17 protein-coding genes are annotated in these 22,546 nt (G+C 70.1%); 14 read left to right on the forward strand and 3 right to left on the reverse strand.

Features of this window, described 5'->3' with window-relative positions:
- Nucleotides 1-9 precede the first annotated feature (9 nt).
- The 3 genes from D1J51_RS00215 to D1J51_RS00225 all read right to left on the reverse strand — a co-directional run bounded on the left by D1J51_RS00215 (nt 10) and on the right by D1J51_RS00225 (nt 1,775).
- On the reverse strand, nt 10-474 hold the full coding sequence (locus tag D1J51_RS00215; protein WP_119073176.1) for a SprT-like domain-containing protein: 465 nt from the start codon (nt 472-474) through the stop codon (nt 10-12).
- Between the two features lie 114 nt (nt 475-588).
- On the reverse strand, nt 589-1,500 hold the full coding sequence (locus D1J51_RS00220) for a spermidine synthase (RefSeq protein ID WP_119073177.1): 912 nt from the start codon (nt 1,498-1,500) through the stop codon (nt 589-591).
- A complete protein-coding gene (locus D1J51_RS00225; protein WP_119073526.1) occupies nt 1,497-1,775 on the reverse strand; it encodes a glutaredoxin domain-containing protein in 279 nt (92 codons plus the stop codon). The genes D1J51_RS00220 and D1J51_RS00225 overlap by 4 nt, the downstream gene beginning before the upstream one ends.
- Nucleotides 1,776-2,643: 868 nt before the next feature.
- Between D1J51_RS00225 and D1J51_RS00230 the strand changes: the two genes are divergently transcribed.
- The 14 genes from D1J51_RS00230 to fusA all read left to right on the forward strand — a co-directional run bounded on the left by D1J51_RS00230 (nt 2,644) and on the right by fusA (nt 22,511).
- Nucleotides 2,644-6,141, forward strand: coding sequence for a DNA-directed RNA polymerase subunit beta (locus tag D1J51_RS00230; protein WP_119073178.1), 3,498 nt, complete (start codon nt 2,644-2,646; stop codon nt 6,139-6,141).
- 82 nt (nt 6,142-6,223) lie between these two features.
- Entirely contained in the window at nt 6,224-10,117 is a 3,894-nt protein-coding gene (locus D1J51_RS00235; protein WP_119073179.1) for a DNA-directed RNA polymerase subunit beta', read from the forward strand.
- Nucleotides 10,118-10,335: 218 nt separating this feature from the next.
- Nucleotides 10,336-11,340: a hypothetical protein gene (locus D1J51_RS00240; RefSeq protein ID WP_119073180.1), complete on the forward strand. Its 1,005-nt coding sequence runs from the start codon at nt 10,336-10,338 to the stop codon at nt 11,338-11,340.
- A complete protein-coding gene (locus D1J51_RS00245; protein WP_205547604.1) occupies nt 11,337-11,918 on the forward strand; it encodes a hypothetical protein in 582 nt (193 codons plus the stop codon). The genes D1J51_RS00240 and D1J51_RS00245 overlap by 4 nt, the downstream gene beginning before the upstream one ends.
- Entirely contained in the window at nt 11,915-12,556 is a 642-nt protein-coding gene (locus D1J51_RS00250) for a spermidine/putrescine ABC transporter substrate-binding protein (protein ID WP_371414057.1), read from the forward strand. Before D1J51_RS00245 ends, D1J51_RS00250 begins: the two co-directional genes overlap by 4 nt.
- 74 nt (nt 12,557-12,630) lie before the next feature.
- A complete protein-coding gene (locus D1J51_RS00255; protein ID WP_240422719.1) occupies nt 12,631-13,437 on the forward strand; it encodes a methionine ABC transporter ATP-binding protein in 807 nt (268 codons plus the stop codon).
- Nucleotides 13,434-14,105 (forward strand): methionine ABC transporter permease, encoded by a 672-nt coding sequence (locus D1J51_RS00260; RefSeq protein WP_119073182.1) that lies wholly within the window; start codon nt 13,434-13,436, stop codon nt 14,103-14,105. The genes D1J51_RS00255 and D1J51_RS00260 overlap by 4 nt, the downstream gene beginning before the upstream one ends.
- A gap of 22 nt (nt 14,106-14,127) precedes the next feature.
- The gene (locus D1J51_RS00265) at nt 14,128-14,937 is read left to right on the forward strand and encodes a MetQ/NlpA family ABC transporter substrate-binding protein (RefSeq protein ID WP_119073183.1); all 810 of its coding nucleotides are present in this window, start codon (nt 14,128-14,130) and stop codon (nt 14,935-14,937) included.
- 64 nt (nt 14,938-15,001) lie between these two features.
- Nucleotides 15,002-16,510 (forward strand): AMP-binding protein, encoded by a 1,509-nt coding sequence (locus D1J51_RS00270; protein ID WP_119073184.1) that lies wholly within the window; start codon nt 15,002-15,004, stop codon nt 16,508-16,510.
- Nucleotides 16,507-17,847, forward strand: coding sequence for a beta-ketoacyl-[acyl-carrier-protein] synthase family protein (locus D1J51_RS00275; protein ID WP_119073185.1), 1,341 nt, complete (start codon nt 16,507-16,509; stop codon nt 17,845-17,847). Before D1J51_RS00270 ends, D1J51_RS00275 begins: the two co-directional genes overlap by 4 nt.
- On the forward strand, nt 17,844-19,016 hold the full coding sequence (locus D1J51_RS00280) for an acyl-CoA dehydrogenase family protein (RefSeq protein ID WP_119073186.1): 1,173 nt from the start codon (nt 17,844-17,846) through the stop codon (nt 19,014-19,016). Before D1J51_RS00275 ends, D1J51_RS00280 begins: the two co-directional genes overlap by 4 nt.
- Nucleotides 19,017-19,442: 426 nt before the next feature.
- Nucleotides 19,443-19,814, forward strand: a complete 372-nt coding sequence (gene rpsL, locus D1J51_RS00285; RefSeq protein ID WP_119073187.1) for a 30S ribosomal protein S12 — start codon at nt 19,443-19,445, stop codon at nt 19,812-19,814.
- A complete protein-coding gene (rpsG, locus tag D1J51_RS00290) occupies nt 19,814-20,284 on the forward strand; it encodes a 30S ribosomal protein S7 (protein WP_024356767.1) in 471 nt (156 codons plus the stop codon). Before rpsL ends, rpsG begins: the two co-directional genes overlap by 1 nt.
- Before the next feature lie 112 nt (nt 20,285-20,396).
- Nucleotides 20,397-22,511, forward strand: coding sequence for an elongation factor G (fusA, locus tag D1J51_RS00295; protein ID WP_119073188.1), 2,115 nt, complete (start codon nt 20,397-20,399; stop codon nt 22,509-22,511).
- Nucleotides 22,512-22,546 lie beyond the last annotated feature (35 nt).

A 22,546-nucleotide genomic window follows, 5' to 3' on the forward strand; every position in this document is an offset into this window, starting at 1 on the left:
CTTGGGCACTCAGGCGCGGCGGCGCCACGCGATGACGTGGGCCGGGGAGAACCCTCGGGAGCACATCGCGCAGGAGGTCACGCGGGTGGGGCGCCGGAAGCGGAAGTGTTCATGCCCGGCGGGGCATGCGCCGATCCAGGGCGCGCGCTCGTGCGCGATCTCGCCGTCGTGCGTTCGACCGCCGACGTAGCCGATGTCGGCGGCGATGCGCTTCCACGCCGGTCCGTGTCCGGCCGCGGCGCCCGCTAAGGCGTGGGCGACCTCGTGCAGCAGCACCTGGTGGATCTCGTCGTCGTCGAACTTCTGGGCCAGGTAGCGGGAGACGGTGATGCGGCGGCCGGTGTAGTTGCAGAGCCCGGCGCGCCGCTTGGCGTGGTCGAAGCCGAACGTCCACGATCCGGCGCTGAACACGGGGTCGAGGTGCATGCGGATGAGGGCCTCCGCCCACACCTGCACGCGAGCGAGCTCAGCCATAGCTGAGCTCCCGTGGACACTGGCGTTCTCCGTCGTGCGGAGCGCGACGGAGCTCAGCCATGGCTGAGCTCCCGTGGACTCTGGCGTTCTCCGTCGTGCGGAGCGCGACGGAGCTTAACCACGGCCGAAAACCTCGGCCGGGGGAGCGGGGGACGCGGTGGCGGTCGCGTCGGTCACGGGCTTCGCACCGCGCAGCAGCTCGTCGAACTCGCGACCCGCGAGCATGCGCGCCGGATGCGGACCGCCGGCGAGCAGTCGGGGCAGCCAGTCGGGAGCGGATCGCTCGGGCGCGAACGCATCGCGTTCTCGCGCGATTGGCGCCGGCCCCGCCGGGCCGGGCGCGCGGGCCGAGGCCACGAAGACCACGTTGCCGAAGCGCCGGCCCTTGAGCACCTGCGGTTCCGCGATGGCGGCGACCGACGGGAACAGGCTCGCGAGCGTCGCCGCCTGGCCCCGCACGAACGGCAGTCCCCGCCCGTCGGCCGCGTTCACGACCACGACCCCGGAGGGCGCGAGCAGGGGGCGGATCAGCTCGTAGAACTCCGCGCTCGACACGTGGGCCGGAGTGCTCGATCCGGAGAAGATGTCGACCACCACGAGATCCATGGCTTCGCGCATGCCCTCGGGCAGCCTCTCCAGCACCGCGCGAGCGTCGCCGCGGCGCACGCGGATGCTCGCCCGCTTGGGCAGCGGGGCGACCTCCCGCACGAGGTCGACGAGGGCTCCCTCGAGCTCCACGACCTGCTGCCGGCTGCCGGGACGGGTGGCCTCGACGTAGCGGGGCAGGGTGAACGCGCCGCCCCCGAGGTGCAGCGCCGATATCGGCTGCCCCGGTGGTCGGAAGAGGTCGATGACGTGCCCGATGCGCCGCACGTACTCGAAGAACAGCTCCGAGGGGTCGCGCAGGTTCACGTGGGACTGCGGCGTGCCGTCGACGATCAGCTGCACGGAGCCGGGCACCCAGCGATCCTCCTCGAACTCTGCGGTGAGACCGGATCCGAGCGTGACGGGGCCGGGCAGGATCACGCCCGCGACTCCGGTTCGGAACCGTTCGGGGCGAGCCGCAGCTCTTCGATCTTGCGCAGCATGTCGGCGTTCGACGGCTCGACCTGGTGGCTGCGATCCGGATACAGGATCACGGGGATGTTGGTGCGCCCGCTGATGTCCCTGGCCACGTCGGCGGACGCGGGGTCCTGCACCAGGTCGACGTAGGTGTAGGGCACGCCGGCGCGATCGAAGACGAGTTTCGCGCGACGGCAGTCGCCGCACCAGTCGGCGCCGAAGATGATGGTCTCGTTCATGTCGTCCAGCCTACGCGGCGCCTCGGACGGTCCGTGCTCGCGGTGGAACGGATCCGGAGCCGGCGGGCGAGGATCGCGGCGCAGAGCCCGAGGAGCGCGCGGCAGCGCGCGGGATCCGGCCACGACGAGCGCCAGCGCCGCCGCCAGCGCCGCCGTACCCATCGAGTGCCCTGAGGGGTACGAGCCTCCGTGCGAGGAGGCGAGCTGATCCCACGGTCGCGGGCGGAGCAGACCCTCTCTGGCGCAGGCTCTGGTGATGCGGTGGGGTATCCGAGCGCGAGGAGTTGCGCGGTCGGTGCGACGCCGCCGAGTCTGCGCAGTTCCCGTTCGAGTGTCATGCGGACCAGTTTGCGGGACCGGTTCGGTGCGGCGATGTCGGATTCGAGGATCTGCGGATAGGTTGCCGCGATCCGTGGTTCGGCCCGATTGTGAGCGAAGAATCGTGCGGTGTTGCTCCGGTGCCTTGGCGCACCGATTCGCCTTCAAGCACCTCGATCCGTCCCAGTACAGGTGCTTGAAGGCGAATCGGTGTTCCAAGGTAGAACGTGGGACGGAGGCGAGGAAACGGGCGGCGGGTTTGCGGCGGCGCGGCGCGGGTGCCGGGAGCGGAGAACGCGGCGGGTCGCGGGTTCGCGCATCCGCCATCCGGGGAATATGCTGGGAGCGGTGGACCGTCCGGCTGGAAGCTGGACAGCGGGTAACGACGGTGTTACAGTTGATAGTTGCACTACGGACACCAGTGTGCCTTCATATAGCGGTAGGCCCGGGAGCTGGCGCGAAAGCGCAGATGAGCCTCGCTCGCGTGATCCGATGCAATTCTCGCAAGACCAGGTCAACCGGCCCGACGGGGCCCACGGAGGTAGTTTCCTTGGCTGCTGCGCGCAACGCATCGTCAACCACCCAAACGAAGAACGGCCGCAATCACTCGCGACTCTCCTTCGCCAAGATTTCCGACACGCTGTCGGTGCCCAACCTGCTGGCACTGCAGCTCGAGAGCTTCGACTGGCTCGTCGGCAACGACGCGTGGAAGGAGCGCGTCACCGAGGCTCAGGCCGAGGGGCGCGACGACATCGCGCTGAAGAGCGGGCTCGAGGAGATCTTCGACGAGATCTCCCCGATCGAGGACAACGCCGGCACCATGCAGCTGTCGTTCGAGAACCCGATCCTCGACGAGCAGAAGTTCACGATCGAGGAGTGCAAGGAGCGCGGCAAGACCTACGCCGCGCCGCTCTACGTCGAGGCGGCGTTCTACAACACCGAGACCCAGGTGCTGAAGAGCCAGACGGTCTACATGGGCGACTTCCCCATCATGACCGACAAGGGCACCTTCATCATCAACGGCACCGAGCGCGTCATCGTGTCGCAGCTCGTGCGCAGCCCCGGCGTGTACTTCGAGCGCGCCCAGGAGAAGACGAGCGACAAGGACGTCTTCACCGCGCGCGTGATCCCGAGCCGCGGCGCGTGGCTCGAGTTCGAGGTCGACAAGCGCGACCAGGTGGGCGTGCGCATCGACCGCAAGCGCAAGCAGTCGGTCACGGTCTTCCTCAAGGCGCTGGGCATGACGAGCGAGGAGATCCTCGAGGAGTTCGCCGGCTACGAGTCGATCGCGCTCACCCTCGAGAAAGACGGCATCCTCACCCAGGAGGAGGCGCTCAAGGACATCTACCGCAAGCAGCGCCCGGGCGAGCAGGTGGCCATCGAGGCCGCGCGCGCGCTGCTCGACAACAGCTACTTCAACCCGAAGCGCTACGACCTCGCCAAGGTCGGCCGCTACAAGATCAACCGCAAGCTGGGCCTCGACGCCCCCATCACCGAATCGGTGCTGTCGCTCGAGGACATCGTCGCGACGATCAAGTACCTGGTGGGCCTGCACGCGGACACCAAGACGCTCCCCGGCGTGCGCGACGGCAAGGAGATCGAGCTCCGTCTCGACACCGACGACATCGACCACTTCGGCAACCGCCGCATCCGCGCGGTGGGCGAGCTCATCCAGAACCAGGTGCGCACCGGCCTCAGCCGCATGGAGCGCGTGGTGCGCGAGCGCATGACCACGCAGGACATCGAGGCCATCACCCCGAACACCCTGATCAACACCCGCCCCGTGCTGGCGGCGATCAAGGAGTTCTTCGGCACCTCGCAGCTCTCGCAGTTCATGGATCAGAACAACCCGCTCGCGGGCCTGACCAACAAGCGCCGCCTCTCGGCGCTCGGCCCCGGCGGCCTCAGCCGCGACCGCGCCGGCGTCGAGGTGCGCGACGTGCACCCGTCGCACTACGGCCGCATGTGCCCCATCGAGACCCCCGAGGGCCCGAACATCGGCCTGATCGGCGCGCTCGCGACCTTCGCGCGCATCAACGCCTTCGGGTTCATCGAGACCCCGTACCGCCGCGTCGTCGACGGCAAGGTGACCGACCAGGTCGACTACCTGACCGCGCACGAGGAGGACGAGTTCCTCATCGCTCAGGCGGGCGCGCCGCTGACGAAGGACGGCCGCTTCGCCGAGCAGCAGGTGCTCGCGCGCCCCCGCGGATCCGAGGTGGTGCTGGTCGACGCCGAGCGCGTGCAGTACATGGACGTCTCGCCCCGCCAGATGGTGTCGGTCGCGACGTCGCTCATCCCGTTCCTCGAGCACGACGACGCCAACCGCGCGCTCATGGGCGCCAACATGCAGCGCCAGGCCGTGCCGCTCGTGATGAGCGAGTCGCCGGTCGTCGGCACGGGCATGGAGGGCTACGCAGCGATCGACGCCGGTGACGTGGTCACGGCCCAGAGGTCGGGCGTGATCACCGAGGTGTCGGCCGACTTCGTCACCGTGCAGGAGGACGAGGGCGGCTCGAAGAGCTACTTCATGCGCAAGTTCGACCGCTCGAACCAGGGCACGAACTACAACCACCGCGTCATCGTCAAGGCGGGGGATCGCATCGAGGCGGGCGAGGTCATCGCCGACGGCCCCGCGACCGAGAACGGCGAGCTCGCGCTCGGCAAGAACTTGCTCGTCGCCTTCATGTCGTGGGAGGGCCACAACTTCGAGGACGCGATCATCCTGAGCCAGAACCTGGTGAAGGACGACACCCTCTCCTCGATCCACATCGAGGAGTACGACATCGATGCCCGCGACACGAAGCTCGGCAAGGAGGAGATCACCCGCGATCTCCCCAACGCCAGCATGGAGGCGCTGAAGGATCTCGACGAGCGCGGCATCATCCGCATCGGCGCCGAGGTCAAGCAGGGCGACATCCTCGTGGGCAAGGTCACGCCGAAGGGCGAGACGGAGCTCTCGGCGGAGGAGCGCCTGCTCCGCGCCATCTTCAACGAGAAGAGCCGAGAGGTGCGCGACACCTCGCTGAAGGTGCCCCACGGCGTCTCGGGCACGGTCACCGCGGTCAAGGTGTTCGACGCCGAGAACGACAACGACGACGAGCTGGGCTCGGGCGTCAACCAGCGGGTGGTCGTCTACATCGCCCAGAAGCGCAAGATCACCGAGGGCGACAAGCTCGCCGGCCGCCACGGCAACAAGGGCGTCATCTCGAAGATCCTGCCCGTCGAGGACATGCCGTTCCTCGCCGACGGCACCCCGGTCGACGTGATCCTCAACCCCCTCGGCATCCCGGGCCGCATGAACTTCGGCCAGGTGCTCGAGGTCCACCTGGGCTGGATCGCCAAGCAGGGCTGGAAGGTCGAGGGCAACCCCGGGTGGGCCTCCAAGCTGAAGGCCGAGTCCCTCGAGGCCGCGCCCGGCACCAAGGTCGCGACCCCGGTGTTCGACGGCGCGTCGGAGGAGGAGATCGCGGGTCTGCTCGACTCGACGCTCCCCACCCGCGACGGCGAGCGGCTCATCGACTCCAGCGGCAAGACCCGTCTCTTCGACGGCCGCTCGGGCGAGCCGTACCCGTACCCGATCTCTGTCGGCTACATGTACATCCTCAAGCTGCACCACCTCGTCGACGACAAGATCCACGCGCGTTCGACCGGTCCGTACTCGATGATCACCCAGCAGCCGCTCGGCGGAAAGGCCCAGTTCGGCGGCCAGCGCTTCGGCGAGATGGAGGTGTGGGCGCTCGAGGCCTACGGCGCCGCGTACGCGCTGCAGGAGCTGCTCACGGTCAAGTCCGACGACATCCTCGGCCGTGTGAAGGTCTACGAGGCGATCGTCCGCGGCGAGAACATCCCCGAGCCGGGCGTGCCGGAGTCGTTCCGCGTGCTCATGAAGGAGATGCAGTCGCTGTGCCTGAACGTCGAGGTGCTGGGGGCCGACGGATCCGTCGTCAACCTGCGCGACAACGACGACGAGGCGCACCGCACCGCGGAGGAGCTCGGCATCAACCTGTCCACGCGCTTCGAGACCTCGTCCGTCGACGAGATCTGAATTGATGGCCGCATCATCCGAGGATGATGCGCGCGTCGGTTCCTGACACTTCAGATTTCTTTTTCACCCCAAGGAGAACATTTTGCTCGAGGGTACGAGTTTCAACGAGCTGCAGATCCGTCTGGCGACCGCCGACGACATCCGCAGCTGGTCGTTCGGCGAGGTCAAGAAGCCGGAGACCATCAACTACCGCACGCTGAAGCCGGAGAAGGACGGTCTGTTCGGCGAGCAGATCTTCGGTCCCAGCCGCGACTGGGAGTGCGCGTGCGGCAAGTACAAGCGCGTGCGCTACAAGGGCATCGTCTGCGAGCGCTGCGGCGTCGAGGTCACCAAGTCGAGCGTGCGCCGCGAGCGCATGGGCCACATCGAGCTGGCCGCGCCCGTCACGCACATCTGGTACTTCAAGGGCGTCCCGTCGCGCCTGGGCTACCTGCTCGACATGGCCCCGAAGGACCTCGAGAAGGTCATCTACTTCGCGGCCTACATGATCATCGACATCGATGAGGAGGGTCGTCACGAGGATCTCGCCGAGCTGGAGGCCGAGCTGCGCCTCGAGCTGAAGGCGCTCGAGGATCAGCGCGACATCGCGATCGCGCAGCGCCAGCAGCAGGCCGAGTCGGATCTCGCCGCGCTCGAGGCCGAGGGGGCGAAGGCGGACCAGCGCCGCCGCGCCGAGACCTCGTCCGAGAAGGAGATGGCCGCCATCCGCAAGGGCTTCGACGACGACATCGCTCGCCTGCAGCGCGTGTGGGAGGACTTCCGGGGTCTCAAGGTGGGCGACCTCAAGCCCGAGGACGCGGTGTTCGCCGACCTCATGGACCGCTACGGCGACTACTTCGAGGCCTACATGGGGGCCGAGGCGATCAAGAAGCGCCTCGAGAACTTTGACCTCGCCGCCGAGAGCGAGACGCTGCACCTGCAGATCGCCGAGGGCAAGGGCCAGAAGAAGATCCGCGCCATCAAGCGCCTGAAGGTCGTCAACTCCTTCCTGCAGACGGGTGCGAGCCCGGCTGCGATGGTGCTCGACGTGGTGCCGGTGATCCCGCCGGAGCTGCGCCCGATGGTGCAGCTCGACGGCGGCCGCTTCGCCACCTCGGACCTCAACGATCTCTACCGCCGCGTGATCAACCGCAACAACCGCCTGCGCCGCCTGCTCGATCTCGGCGCCCCCGAGATCATCGTGAACAACGAGAAGCGCATGCTGCAGGAGGCCGTCGATGCGCTGTTCGACAACGGCCGCCGCGGACGGCCCGTCACGGGCACGGGCAACCGCGCCCTGAAGTCGCTGAGCGACATGCTCAAGGGCAAGCAGGGCCGGTTCCGCCAGAACCTGCTCGGCAAGCGCGTCGACTACTCGGGCCGTTCGGTCATCGTGGTCGGCCCGCAGCTCAAGCTGCACCAGTGCGGTCTGCCCAAGCAGATGGCCCTGGAGCTGTTCAAGCCGTTCGTGATCAAGCGCCTCATGGATCTCTCGCACGCGCAGAACGTGAAGGCCGCGAAGCGGATGGTGGAGCGCGCGCGCTCCGAGGTGTGGGACGTGCTCGAGGAGATCATCCGCGAGCGCCCCGTGCTGCTGAACCGCGCACCGACCCTGCACCGCCTGGGCATCCAGGCCTTCGAGCCGCAGCTCGTCGAGGGCAAGGCGATCCAGCTCCACCCGCTCGTCTGCGCCGCCTTCAACGCCGACTTCGACGGCGACCAGATGGCCGTGCACCTGCCCCTGTCGGTCGAGGCTCAGGCCGAGGCCCGCGTGCTGATGCTGGCCTCGAACAACATCCTGAAGCCCTCGGACGGCCGTCCGGTGACCCTGCCCTCGCAGGACATGATCAGCGGCCTGCACCACCTCACCACCATCAAGCCCGACGCGGCCGGCACCGGCCGAGCGTTCGGCTCGGTGGCCGAGGCGATCCTCGCGATGGACGAGGGCTCGCTCGACCTCGGCGCGAAGGCGAAGATCCGCCTCACCGGCTACACCGATGAGAACGGGATCACCCACGAGAAGCCCGTGCTCGTCGAGACCTCGCTCGGGCGCGCCATCTTCAACGAGGCGCTGCCGGCGGACTACTCGTACTTCGAGCGGGTCGCCGATAAGGGCAGCCTCTCGAGCCTGGTCAACGACCTGGCCGAGCGCTACCCGAAGGTGGAGGTCGCCGCGACGCTCGACCGCATCAAGGACGCCGGCTTCTACTGGGCCTCGCGCTCCGGCGTGACCGTGGCGCTCTCGGACATCGTGACGCCGGAGGGCAAGGGCGAGATCATCGCCGAGCACGAGAAGCGCGCGGCCAAGGTGCAGCGCGACTACGACCGAGGCATGATCAGCGGCGCGGATCGCCACAAGGCGCTCACCGAGATCTGGACGGAGGCCACCGACGAGGTCGCCGAGGCCATGCGCGAGTCGTTCCCGGCCGACAACACCATCTTCCGGATGGTGTCGTCGGGCGCCCGAGGCAACTGGCTGCAGATCCGCAACATCGCGGGCATGCGCGGCCTCGTGTCGAACCCGAAGGGCGAGATCATCCCGCGCCCGATCATCAACTCGTACCGCGAGGGCCTGTCGGTGGCGGAGTACTTCATCGCCACGCACGGCGCCCGCAAGGGCCTCGCCGACACCGCCCTGCGCACGGCCGACTCGGGCTACCTGACCCGCCGTCTGGTCGACGTCTCGCAGGACGTCATCATCCGCGAGGAGGACTGCGGCACGCGCCGCGGCCTCGACCTGGTGATCGCCGAGACCGACGCGAACGGGGTGCTCGTGCGCGACGAGAACGTCGAGAACTCGGTGTACGCTCGAACGCTCGCCGTCGACGCGGTGAACGGCGAGGGCACCGTGGTCGCCTCTGCCGGCGAGGACGTGGGCGACGTGCTCATCGACCGCCTCGTGGCCGCCGGCGTGACCGAGATCAAGGTGCGCTCCGTGCTCACCTGCGAGTCGGCGGTCGGCGTCTGCGCCACCTGCTACGGTCGCTCGCTGGCCACCGGCCAGCGCGTCGACATCGGCGAGGCGGTCGGCATCATCGCCGCCCAGTCGATCGGCGAGCCCGGCACGCAGCTCACGATGCGCACCTTCCACACCGGTGGTTCGGCCTCGGCCGACGACATCACGCAGGGTCTTCCCCGCGTGCAGGAGCTCTTCGAGGCCCGCACCCCCAAGGGCGCGTCGCCGATCGCGGAGGCCGCCGGTCGCGTCGCGATCGAGGACACCGAGAAGAGCCGCCGCATCATCCTCACGCCGGACGACGGCACCGAGGAGAAGGCGTACCCCGTGCTGAAGCGCGCCACGCTGCTCGTCGAGGACGGCGACCACGTCGAGCTCGGCCAGCCGTTCCTGCAGGGCACCCTCGATCCGAAGGACATCCTCCAGGTCGGTTCGACGGAGAACGGCAAGCACATCCCGGGCGAGCGCGCCGTGCAGAAGTACCTCGTCGAGGGCGTGCAGGGCGTGTACCGCTCGCAGGGCGTGCCGATCCACGACAAGCACATCGAGGTGATCGTGCGCCAGATGCTGCGCAAGGTGACGGTGGTGGACCACGGCGAGACGGAGCTGCTCCCGGGCGAGCTCGTCGACCGCGCGCGCTACCAGCGCATCAACCGCGAGGCGCTGCTCGAGAGCAAGCGCGCGGCGACCGCGCGTCCCGAGGTCATGGGCATCACCAAGGCCTCGCTCGCGACCGAGTCGTGGCTGTCGGCGGCCTCCTTCCAGGAGACCACGCGCGTGCTCACGCAGGCGGCGATGGAGGGATCGAAGGATCCGCTCATCGGTCTCAAGGAGAACGTGATCATCGGTAAGCTCATCCCGGCGGGCACCGGCCTGAGCACGTACCGCGATGTCGAGGTCGAGGCGACCGAGGAGGCGAAGGCGGAGCGGTACCCGAACCGCCTCTTCGCGACCGAGGGCACCTTCGACGAGAACGACCTCTCGTTCGTGGACTTCGACAGCTTCACGGCTGACGAGTTCAACCCGGGCAACTACAGCTGACTCCGGGTCCCGGGAGGGCGTTTGTGCTTCGGCGCGGGCGCCCTTCCGGCGTTTCCGGGCCACGCACCGCGGCGACCGGAGGCCCGGATCGCTTCGCCGAGGGTTTTTTGCGCCTTGCCGGGCGGGCGCGGCCCGAAGTCGTCGGGGAGCTTGTACTGTGTCCGGCAGATGCATGTGCTCGGGAGCGGGCACATCGGGCCGCTACGAGAGGTGGAGCCATGAGCGAGGACCGCGAGACCCCCGCGTCGAGAGCTGCGGAGACTCCGGAGAAGCCGACCAATCCGGGTTCGCCCGTCGAGGAGACGGAGGCGAGCCTGACCGAGGTGCTCAGGGCCGTCGAGCGTTCGCGGAACGGATCGGGCGAGGCCGACCGCGGGGCACGGGTCTCGGATCCCGCGGAGCCGGCTCCGGCGGCCGAGGCCTCCGGGGGGACCGGCGCCGAGCACGCGGCGGTCTCCGATCCGGAGGCCGCGGAGCTGGCGCGGCGGGAGGCGATCTCCGAGGTCGACACGCAGCTCGATCTCGACGTTCCCGCGGGCGACGCGCGCAGCGCCGAGTCCGCGCGCATCGCCGGGCTCGACGAACTGCCGAGCGCGGCCGCGGCCCCGAGCGAGCCCCCCGTTCGCGACGGCGAGATCCGCATCAGCGCCGACCACCCCATGGCGGCGCTCTACATGCACACCCCGATGCCCCCCGATGTGCGGGGCAACCGCGGTGCGGGCGCGCTCATCTCGCTGCTCGGCTCGATCGGCTTCGCAGTCGTGTACGCGGGTGTGCTCGCGCTGTGGCTGGCGCCCGGCCTGGCCCCCTCCCGGTTCGTCGACGGTCTGCTGGGCTACGTCCTCTCGTGGGGCTTCGCCGCGGCCGTCGCGGCTTTCCTGGTCGGCATGGTCCTGCTGGTGCTGGTCGTCGGGCGGGCCGGATGGTGGGCCTACGTGCTCGGCGGCTTCCTGGTCGGCGCGCTCGTCTGGGCGGCGGCGACGGCGGGATACGCGGCCGCGGCCGACGGCGTGGGAGCGCTGTTCGAGCTGACGCCCGCCGCGCTGGCCCAGAACTTCGGCCTGACGGTCCCGGCCATCGCCGCCGGCCTCGTCGCACGGGAGGCCACGGTCTGGTTCGGGGCGTGGATCGGCGGCCGCGGCCGCCGCGTGAAGCGCCGCAACGCCGAGGCGCTGGCCGAGTACGAGGCGGCGCTCGCCGACGCGCAGGCGAAGCAGCCATGAGCTCCGGCTCCCGTCGCGGGGTGACCCGCGGGTACGTCGGGGGCCTGCTCCTGGCCGCAGTCTTCGTGGCGGCGGCCCTGCTGATCGGAACCTGGGGTCTGCTGACGCTGGTGCTGCAGCGCAACCCGGTGACCAGCGACGGGGTGCCGATGTGGGCGGCGCCGGTGATCGTCGTGACCGTGCTCGCGCTGCTGGCCTGGGCGCTGTGGCAGCAGGGGCTCGTGCTGCTGCGCGGTCGGCGGGCCCCCGCCTGGGGGCACGTGATCGCCATCACGGGCGGCGCCTACCTGGTGTGGTGCGGCTTGGGGATGCTGGCGGGGCTGTCGATCGACGAGACCTGGGTGAGCCCCTTCGCCGCGACGCTCGCGCCGATCTGCGCGATCTCGTCGCTGCTGTTCTGGGGGGTTCTCGCGCGCCGCGTGTACACGGATCGCCCCGTTCCGAAGTGGCCGTGGGAGCGGAGGGGGGAGCCGGGGCCCGACTGGGCGACCGGGGATGAGAACCCCTGGAACGACCCCCGCGGCGACGATCCCGACAGCCCCGAAAGCCCCGGCGGGCCCGGCGGGCAGGGACGGTGATCGTGTCGGGGGCCATCGAGCAGCGGGTCGACGCGGCGGTCGATGCCTGGTTGCGCTGGGTGCCGGGCTGGACCCCGGGCACGCACCGCGGTCGAGCCCGGCTGTGCCGCCGGTGCACGGGATCGCCCATGCTCGCCGCCGCGGGACTCACGAGCGACGTACCCCATCAGGTGACCCACGCCCTGGTGTCGCGCATGCAGCGCATCATCGACAGGCGCGTGGACGAGTTCACCGAGCAGCAGCTGCCCATGCTGCACGCCGAGCTCACCGGCGAGCAGATGTGGCGCGCCGGCGGTTACGATCCTGCGGCGGGGCTCGACCCCGAGTACGAGGGGCTGGATCCCGACCCGGATCCTGCTGACGGCGAGCAGCCGTTCCTGTTCACGCTCGCCGGCCTGGCCGAGGAGAGCCGGTCCGAGCCCCTGCTGCCGCGCCCGCCGCTGAGCGCGGACGAGAAGCGACAGCTCCGACGCGAGGTCGAGCTCGCCGACCGATGCGCGGAGGAGGCCGGACGCGCGGTGTGCTTCGCGCTGATGGCGCACCGGAGTCGCATCGAGAGCGCCGTCCGCCGCTTCGTGGAGCCCCAGATCCGGGCGATGCTCGACGAGCTCAGCCGCAATCTGGAGCCGCCGCAGTAGGCGTCACGCCGCCCGCCCGCGCCTGCCGCCCGTAGCCGCGCACCGGCCACCCGCATCCGCTATAGTTATACCCGATGCAAAAAATGGCTGACGGTCTCGCGGCCCGATCGGGGCGATCGGCACCCGAGGCGGCGCGGTCGGGCGCTCCAGCGGCGCGGCTCGCGGACGTCAGCCAGCGCTACGCCGACGGCGAGGGCCGCGTCACCGCCCTCGAGGGGGTGACGCTCAGCATCGAGGCCGGGGAGGTCTTCGGCATCCTCGGCGAGAGCGGGGCCGGCAAGTCGACGCTGCTGCGGCTGCTCGGCGGGCTCGAGCAGCCGAGCGAGGGCAGCGTGGAGATCGCGGGCACCGACCTCGCGACGCTCTCGGCCGCGGCGCTCCGCCGCACGCGGAGGCGCATCGGCACCGTCTTCCAGGGCTTCAACCTGCTCGCGAACCGCACGGTGCGGCAGAACGTCGAGCTGCCGCTCAAGCTCCAGCGCGCTCGGGATCCCGAGGCAGTCGACCGTCTGCTCGACTTCGTCGGGCTGCGCGACCGCGAGCGCTCCTATCCGGCGCAGCTGTCGGGCGGCCAGCGGCAGCGCGTCGCGATCGCCCGTGCTCTCGTGACCCGCCCCGAGATCCTGCTCTGCGACGAGCCGACCTCCGCGCTCGACGCGAGCACCACGCGAGACATCCTGCGGCTGCTCACGCGCACGCGCAACGACCTCGGCACCACCGTGGTCCTCGTCACCCACGAGCTCGACGTGGTGAAGGCGATCTGCGGCCGGGCCGCGGTGTTCGAGGCGGGCCGGCTGGTCGAGGTCATCGACGTCGTGGGACGCACCGCCTCCGAGGACGTCGGCTACGCCGAGCACGCGCGCAGGTTTCTGCGATCATGAACGAGGTCGTCTCCGTTCTGGTCGAGTACCAGGACAAGATCGTGCAGGCCATCGCCGAGACCGGGGTGATGGTCGGCATCGCCCTGCTCGCCGCGGTGCTGCTGGGGCTGCCGCTCGGCATGCTCATCTACCTCACGCGCGAGGGCGGGCCCGCCGAGAACCGCGCGGTGTGGCTCGCGGCCGATCTGTACGTCACCGTGGTGCGATCCTTCCCCTTCCTGCTCTTCGTGGTGTTCCTCATCCCGCTCACGCGCCTCGTCTTCGGCACCACCTTCGGCACCGTGGCAGCCAGTTTTCCCATGTGCTTCGTCGCCGTGGCCATCTACGCGCGTCTCGTCGAGCAGATCCTGCTCGAGCTGCCGAGCGGGCTCACCCAGGCCGCGGCGTCGATGGGGGCCACCGTCCCGCAGCTCGTCTTCCGCTTCCTGCTCGTCGAGGCCCGATCCGGGCTCGTGTACGCGCTGACCTCGGTGGCGATCAGCCTGGTCTCGTACTCGACCGTGCTCGGCGTGGTCGGCGGCGGCGGCATCGGCGACTTCGCGATGCGCTACGGCTACCAGAACTACCAGTTCGTCCTCATGTACGTCACGATCACCCTGATCATCCTCTGCGTCCTCGTCATCCAGGCGACCGGTCACCGGGTGTCGCGCGCGCTCGACAAGCGATGATCACCCCCAGAAGGAGCCCCAGATGAACCCCCGCAGAGCCCTGCTCGCAACAGCCGCCGCCGCAGTCGCCCTCTCGCTCGCCGCGTGCGCGCCGTCCGCGGGCGACGGATCCGGCGACGGCGAGGTGCAGACCATCAGGGTCGCCGCGAGCGCCACCCCGATGACCGACATCATCGAGGCGGCGGGCAAGGCGATCGGGCCGGGCTACGAGGTCGAACTGGTGGAGGTCGCCGACTACGTGCAGCCCAACGTGATGCTGCAGAACGAGGAGATCGACGCCAACCTGGTGCAGTTCGAGTCCTTCATGCAGGCCTTCAACGAGGCGAACGACGCGTCGCTCGTCGCGGTGCAGCCGGTGTATCTGGTCGTGGGCGCCTACTACTCGAGAAACCTCGAGAGCCTCGACGATCTGCCCGAGGCGGGGAGCGTGGTGATTCCCGCCGATCCCGCGAACACGGGGCGCGCGCTGCAGATGCTGGCCGACGAGAAGGTGATCGGACTCGACCCGGGGGTCGCGCGCTACGAGGCCACGCTCGACGACATTGCGGAGAATCCCAAGAGCCTCAAGTTCACCCAGGTCGAGTTCGCGAACATCAACGCCGCCTACGAGGAGGCCGACGCGGTCATGAACATCCCCTCCGGGGCCCGCCAGATCGGCCTCTACCCCGACACGGACGGCCTGGCCGTCAACGACGACGCGCGCTTCGCGATGCAGCTCGTCACACGCGAGAACAACCGGGACAGCGACAAGATCAGCGCCCTCACGAAGGCCATCACCAGCGACGAGGTGCGCAAGGTCATCGAGTCGCTCGACGTGCCCCCGGCGTTCTGAGGGCGGTGTCGCAACCCGTTCGTAGACTGGTGGCAGTGTCCACCGCGAGCAGAGGAGGTGCCGGGTGCCGATCACGCAGACGGTGCTCGAGGTGGCTGAGCGGGATCCGCATCGGCCGGCCGTCGTCGGCCTCGACGGGCGGCTGAGCTACGCTGAGCTGGTCGCCGACTCCCGTCGGGCCTTCGCGGTCGTCGACGCGCTCCACCGGGAGCAGGCGGCGCCTCCGCGGCCCGCTCCCGAGACCGGGGGCATCCCGATCACCGCGGTGAGCGTCGAGTCGGCGTTCCACGCCTCCCGTCTCGTGGGCGGCCTCGCCGGCTTCCGCTCCGTCTCGGCGGTGATCGATCCGCGATGGCCCGCGGCGCACCGCGTCGAGCTGATCCTCTCGACCGGCATCGGCGTCGTGATCAGCGACTGCGAGGAGCTCGCCGCGGAGCTCTCGAGGCGCGGATGGGGCGGCGTCCTCATCGGCCTCGACGACTTCCGCCGGCGAGAGGAGGCCGTCGAGCCCGCGCCGCCGCCGTCGGTGCGGGCGGGCGACGAGACCTTCCTCATGCTCTGCTCCTCCGGCACCACGAGCAACCCGAAGGCCTTTCTGAAGACGCGACGTCAGTACCGCGAGAACGTCGCGGTCTCGGCGGCGCACCTCGAGCCGCTGCCCGGCACGGCGACGCTCGCGCCCGGGCCGGTCTCCTACAGCCTCACGCTCTACGCCGTGATCGAGTGCCTCGCGACCGGCGGCGGCGCGCACGTGGCCGACGCCTTCGACGCGATCGAGGCGGGGCGCCGGATCCGGGACGAGCGCGTCACCCGCGTCGTCGCCGTGCCCGCCGCGGTGCAGGCGCTCGCCGACGCGGCGAGGCGCCATCCCGAGCGCTTCGAGACGCTCGAGCTCGTCGTCACCGGCGGGGCCAACCTCTCGCGGGGGATCAGGGGCGCCGTCGCGAACGCGCTGCCGCGCGCGCGGTTGATCAGCTACTACGGCGCGGCCGAGATCGGCTTCATCGGCGACAGCCGCGACGGCGACGGCACGCTCATCACGATCTACGAGGGCATCGGGGCGAGCATCCGCGACGAGGCGGGGGCCGAGCTGCCGGAGGGGGAGCCGGGAACGCTCTGGATCCGCGCCGAGGCCTGCTCCGACGGCTACCTGTCGGGCACCACCGACGCGGTGCTGCGCGGACCGGACGGGTGGGCCACCGTGCACGACCAGGGGCGGATGGTCGGCGGGCGCCTCGAGCTCATCGGCCGCGACGGCGACATCGTGGTGAGCGGCGGGCACAAGGTGGCGCTGCCGGAGGTCGAGCGGGCGTTCGAGGGCATGCCGGGCCTCGGAGCGGTGTGCGCCGTCGGCGTCGAGCACGCCGGGCTCGGCAGCGTCGTGGCGCTCGTCGTCGAGGGGGGCGCACCCGTCAAGGGGGAGCTCGCGGCGCGGGCGCGCGCCAGGCTGGCGCCCCAGTTCGTGCCGCGGCGGTGGTACGTCGTCGACCGCCTGCCGCGCACGGTCGGCGGCAAGGTCCGCAGGGTCGAGACCGCCGAGCTCGTCGCCGGGGGAGCGGCGGTGCGGCTGTGAACGCGGGACGCCGCGTCGTCATCACGGGGCTCGGCGCGGTGGCGCCGAGCGGCGTCGGAGTGCCTGCGCTGTGGGAGGCCGTGGCCGCGGGGCGCAGCGGCATCTCGGTGCTCGACGGGGCGGAGTTCGACGGGTCGCCGGTGCGGATCGGCGGGCGGGTGCGGGGCTTCGAGGCTCCCGCGCTCCTCGAGCCGGCGCTCGCCCGCCGGCTCAGCCCGGTGCAGCACTGGGCGGTCGCGGCGGCCGACGAGGCGCTCGCCCAGGCCGGTGCGGCCGGAGCGGCTGGAGCGGCCGGTGCGGCTGCGCGCGCGCTGCCGTGGGATCCGCTGCGCGCGGCGGTGATCGCCGCGACGGGATCGGGGCCGGTCGACGCGATGCAGGCGGCGACGCGCGCGCTCGACGCGCGCGGGCCGCGGGCGGTGCCCCTCGCGCTCGCGATGCACGGCGCGCCGGACGCGGCGGCGGCGCTCGTCGCCCAGCGGTACGGGATGCACGGACCGGCCCAGGGCGTGTCCGCGACCTGCGCCAGCGGGGCGATCGCGCTCGGGGAGGGGCTGCGGCGCATCCGGCACGGCTACGCCGACGCCGTGCTCGTGATCGGGATGGAAGACTGCCTGAACCGCGTGAACCTCGCCTCGAACGCGAACATGCGGGCGCTCGCCGCGGGCTACGAGGACGCGCCCGCCGCAGCCTGCCGGCCCTTCGATCGCGCCAGGTCGGGCTTCGTAATGTCGCAGGGCGCCGCGGCGGTGCTGCTGGAGGCCGAGGAGGCCGCCCGCGCCAGGGGCGCCGTCGCGCTCGCCGAGCTCGCCGGCTTCGGGGCGTCGAGCGACGCCCACCACCCCACCGCGCCGCACCCGGAGGGGCGCGGCGGAGCGGAGGCCGTGCGGCTCTGCCTGGCCGACGCCGGGGCGGCTCCCGGTGCCGTCGACCACATCAACGCCCACGGAACGGGTACCCCCGCGGGCGACGCCGCGGAGCTGCGCGCTCTCGCGTCGGCGCTCCGGGAGGGAGCCGCGCGGATCCCGATCACGGCCACCAAGTCGAGCACCGGGCACCTGCTCGGCGCCTCGGGTGCGATCGAGGCCGTGATCTCGGTGATGACGCTGCTGAGCGGGCTGATCCCGCCGACCCTGAACCTCGAGGACCCGGAGTTCGCGGGCTGGGACTTCGTGAGGGAGGGGGCGCGGCGGGCGAACGTCGGCTCCGTGCTCTCGACCTCGTTCGGGTTCGGCGGGCACAACGCGGCGCTGCTCATCAGGGGGGCCGGTGACGGGGCGGCGGTCGCCGCCGAGACCGCGTCCCCGGGCGCGGAGGAAGGACGGAATCACACATGACCGACCGAGAAGCACGACACGCGGAGCTCGCCGAGCGGTTCCTCCCCGACGAGCTGCTCGAGCGCCTGCGCGAGCGCGCGGCCGTGGGCGACCGGCAGAACCGATTCTTCCACGACGACCTCGCCGAGCTGCGCGAGCGGGGCTACCTCACCCTGTTCGCGCCGGAGGAGCTCGGCGGTGCCGGGCTGACGCTGCACGAGGTGTCGCGCCTGCAGCGGCGCCTCGCCGCGGCCGCCCCCGCGACGGCGCTCGGCGTCAACATGCACCTCTTGTGCACCGGCGTGGTGCACGCCATGATCGCCCGCGGCGATCGCTCGCTCGAGTACGTGCTCGAGGAGGCGGCCGCGGGCGAGATCTTCGCGTTCGGGATCAGCGAGCCGTCGAACGACTGGGTGCTGCAGGGCTCGAAGACGATCGCCGAGCCGCAGCCCGACGGCGGCTACCTGCTCACGGGCGTGAAGGTCTTCACCTCGCTCAGCCCGGTGTGGACGCGGCTCATCGTGCACGGCCTCGAGCAGTCGGACGCGGAGCAGCCGACGCTCGTCTTCGGCTTCATCGAGCGCGGGACCGACGGCGTCACGAGTTCCGATCGCTGGGACGTGCTCGGCATGCGCGCGTCCGAGAGCCGGGCCACGATCCTCGAGCGCGCGCGGATGCGCCCCGAGCGCGTGGCCAGGCGGATCCCGGCGGGGCGCCACCCCGACCTGCTCACCTTCGCCATCACCTCCCACTTCCAGCTGCTCGTCGCCTCCGTGTACGCGGGCATCGCCGAGCGAGCGCTCGAGCTCGGCGCCGCGGCGCTACGAGCCCGCACCTCGGCGAGGCACGGCACGACGCTCGCGGAGGTCGCGGAGCCCCGGATCCGCCTCGCCGACGCGCACATGGAGTTCATGGCGGTCCCCGCGCAGATCGACGCCTACGCCCGCGACGTCGACGAGCTCATAGACCACGGCGCGGGCTGGCCGCTGCGGCTCGTGAGCGCCCGGCTCAACGCCTCGACTGCGGCCCGCCGCACGGTGGAGACCGCGCTCGCCTGCTCGGGCGGTGCCGGATTCGACAACGCGCACGAGCTCAGCCGGCTTCTCCGGGACGCCACCGCGAGTCTCTTCCATCCGCCGAGCGCTGACGCCGCGCGCCCGATGTACGCCGCGGCGCTCCTCGACGACTAACCCGCGCCCCGCTCCCGCCCCGCCCTCGATCCGTGTGCGTGTTTCGGCCGCCCGGGACCGGAGCGAGCCGCCGAAACACGCACACGGATGTTCTCAGCGGGCGGCGCGCAGGGCGGCGCGCACGAACGCGCGCAGGTCGGCGCGCACGACGACCGCGTTGCCTTGCAGATTGCTGCGCCAGGGCGTAAAGTTGGTGTTTGGTGTGCTCCAGCGTGCTGAGCCGTGCCCGCACGACGCAGATCGGGGGAGCGCATCTCAGGGTCAATCGCCCCCCAGGGCTGACACCCCCACGGCATAGCTGCACTCGGTCTTCGGCATCTCGTTCGCGCGGTGCGGGTGACAGCAGCTCAGCGCCCGCGCAAGCGGTCGCACATGCTTGACCATGGAAGCATTCCTGTCACCGTGCAGGACGAAAGAGGAGAATCAGTGCCTACTATTCAGCAGCTGGTTCGCAAGGGACGTACGCCGAAGGTCTCCAAGACCAAGGCGCCCGCCCTGAAGTCGAACCCGCAGCAGGCCGGGGTCTGCACCCGCGTCTACACCACCACGCCCAAGAAGCCGAACTCGGCGATGCGCAAGGTCGCTCGTGTGAAGCTGCGCAACGGCACCGAGGTCACCGCCTACATCCCGGGCGAGGGGCACAACCTGCAGGAGCACTCGCTGGTGCTCGTGCGCGGCGGTCGTGTCAAGGACCTCCCCGGTGTCCGCTACAAGATCGTGCGCGGCGCGCTCGACACGCAGGCGGTCAAGGACCGTCAGCAGGCCCGCAGCCGCTACGGTGCGAAGAAGGTGAAGTAATGCCCCGGAAAGGTCCCGCCCCCAAGCGCCCCGTCGTCGCCGATCCCGTCTACGGCTCGCCCGTGGTCAGTCAGCTCGTCAACAAGATCCTGCTCGACGGCAAGAAGGGCCTCGCCGAGCGCATCGTCTACGGTGCGCTCGAGAACGTGGCCGAGAAGTCCGGACAGGATGCGGTGACGGTGCTCAAGAAGGCGCTCGACAACGTGCGCCCCACGCTCGAGGTCCGCTCGCGCCGCGTCGGCGGCAGCACCTACCAGGTGCCCGTCGAGGTCAAGCCGCACCGCGCGAACACGCTCGCGCTGCGCTGGCTGACCAGCTACGCGAAGGCCCGTCGTGAGAACACGATGACCGACCGCCTCACCAACGAGATCCTCGACGCCTCCAACGGTCTCGGCGCCGCTGTGAAGCGCCGCGAGGACACGCACAAGATGGCTGAGTCGAACCGCGCGTTCGCCCACTACCGCTGGTAGCAGCCGGTAGACCCAGGGCGGTGGGCCGGATCGCCGAGCGATCCGGCCCACCGCCTGCGGGGCGAGAACCCCGCGACCCGAAACTTTCATCCCCACACCGGAGGAGACCCCTGTGGCACAAGACGTGCTCACCGACCTGAGCAAGGTCCGCAACATCGGCATCATGGCCCACATCGATGCCGGCAAGACCACCACCACCGAGCGCATCCTGTTCTACACGGGTGTCAACCATAAGCTGGGCGAGACTCACGACGGCGCCTCGACGACCGACTGGATGGAGCAGGAGAAGGAGCGCGGCATCACCATCACCAGCGCCGCGGTGACCTGCTTCTGGAACAAGAACCAGATCAACATTATCGACACCCCGGGTCACGTCGACTTCACGGTCGAGGTGGAGCGCTCGCTGCGCGTGCTCGACGGCGCCGTCGCCGTGTTCGACGGCAAGGAGGGCGTGGAGCCCCAGTCCGAGACCGTGTGGCGCCAGGCCGACAAGTACGGCGTGCCCCGCATCTGCTTCGTCAACAAGATGGACAAGATGGGTGCCGACTTCTACTTCACGGTCGACACCATCGTCAGCCGCCTCGGCGCGAAGCCGCTCGTGATGCAGCTGCCGATCGGCTCCGAGAGCGACTTCGTGGGCGTCGTCGATCTGCTGTCGATGAAGGCGTTCGTCTGGGAGGGCGACGCCAAGGGCGACGTGACCCTGGGCGCGAACTACGAGACGCGGGAGATCCCCGCCGACCTCCAGGCCAAGGCCGAGGAGTACCGCGCGAAGCTCGTCGAGACCGTCGCCGAGACCGACGACGAGCTGCTCGAGAAGTTCTTCGGCGGCGAGGAGCTCACGATCGACGAGCTCAAGGCGGGCATCCGGGGGCTCGTCGTGAACAATGAGATCTACCCCGTGTACTGCGGATCGGCGTTCAAGAACCGTGGCATCCAGCCGATGCTCGACGCGGTCGTCGACTTCCTGCCCAACCCGCTCGACATCGGCGCCATTCAGGCGCACGATCCTCGCGACGAGGAGATCGTCATCGAGCGGAAGCCGTCGGCCGCCGAGCCCTTCTCGGCGCTGGCCTTCAAGATCGCCGTGCACCCCTTCTTCGGCCGTCTCACGTACGTGCGCGTCTACTCGGGCAAGGCTCCCTCGGGCGCCCAGGTCGTCAACTCGACCAAGGGCAAGAAGGAGCGCATCGGCAAGATCTTCCAGATGCACGCGAACAAGGAGAACCCGGTCGACGAGCTCACCGCGGGCAACATCTACGCGGTGATCGGTCTCAAGGACACCACAACGGGTGACACCCTGAGCGACCCGAACAATCAGGTGGTGCTCGAATCCATGACCTTCCCGGAACCCGTCATCGAGGTGGCCATCGAGCCCAAGACCAAGGGCGACCAGGAGAAGCTCGGCGTCGCGATCCAGAAGCTCGCCGAGGAGGATCCCACGTTCCGCGTGAGCCTCAACGCCGAGACCGGGCAGACCGTCATCGCGGGCATGGGCGAGCTGCACCTCGACATCCTCGTCGACCGCATGAAGCGCGAGTTCAAAGTCGAGGCCAACGTGGGCAAGCCCCAGGTGGCCTACCGCGAGACGATCCGCCGCGAGGTGCCGAAGTACGACTACACGCACAAGAAGCAGACCGGTGGATCCGGTCAGTTCGCGAAGGTGCAGATCGCGCTCGCGCCGCTCGATGCCGAGGCCGAGAAGACGTACGAGTTCGAGGACAAGGTGACCGGCGGTCGCGTGCCCCGCGAGTACATCCCCTCGGTCGATGCCGGCATCCAGGACGCCATGCAGTACGGCATCCTCGCGGGCTTCCCCGTCGTCAACATCAAGGCGACGCTGCTCGACGGCCAGTACCACGACGTCGACTCCTCGGAGATGGCGTTCAAGATCGCCGGTTCGATGGCCTTCAAGGAGGCCGCCCGTCTGGCGCAGCCGGTGCTGCTCGAGCCGATGATGGCAGTCGAGGTGCGCACGCCCGAGGAGTACATGGGCGATGTCATCGGCGACCTGAACTCCCGTCGCGGACAGATCCAGGCGATGGAGGACGCGAGCGGTGTCAAGGTCGTGCGCGCCCTCGTGCCGCTCTCCGAGATGTTCGGGTACATCGGCGACCTGCGGTCGAAGACCAGCGGTCGCGCGGTGTTCTCGATGACCTTCGACTCCTATGCTGAGGTGCCGAAGGCCGTGGCCGATGAGATCGTTCAGAAGGCTAAGGGCGAGTAGATCCGCCCGGGGTCCGGCGGCGGGCGCGTTCCGTC

This window comes from Leucobacter sp. wl10, from assembly GCF_003569785.1.
In the GTDB taxonomy this organism is placed as follows: domain Bacteria; phylum Actinomycetota; class Actinomycetes; order Actinomycetales; family Microbacteriaceae; genus Leucobacter.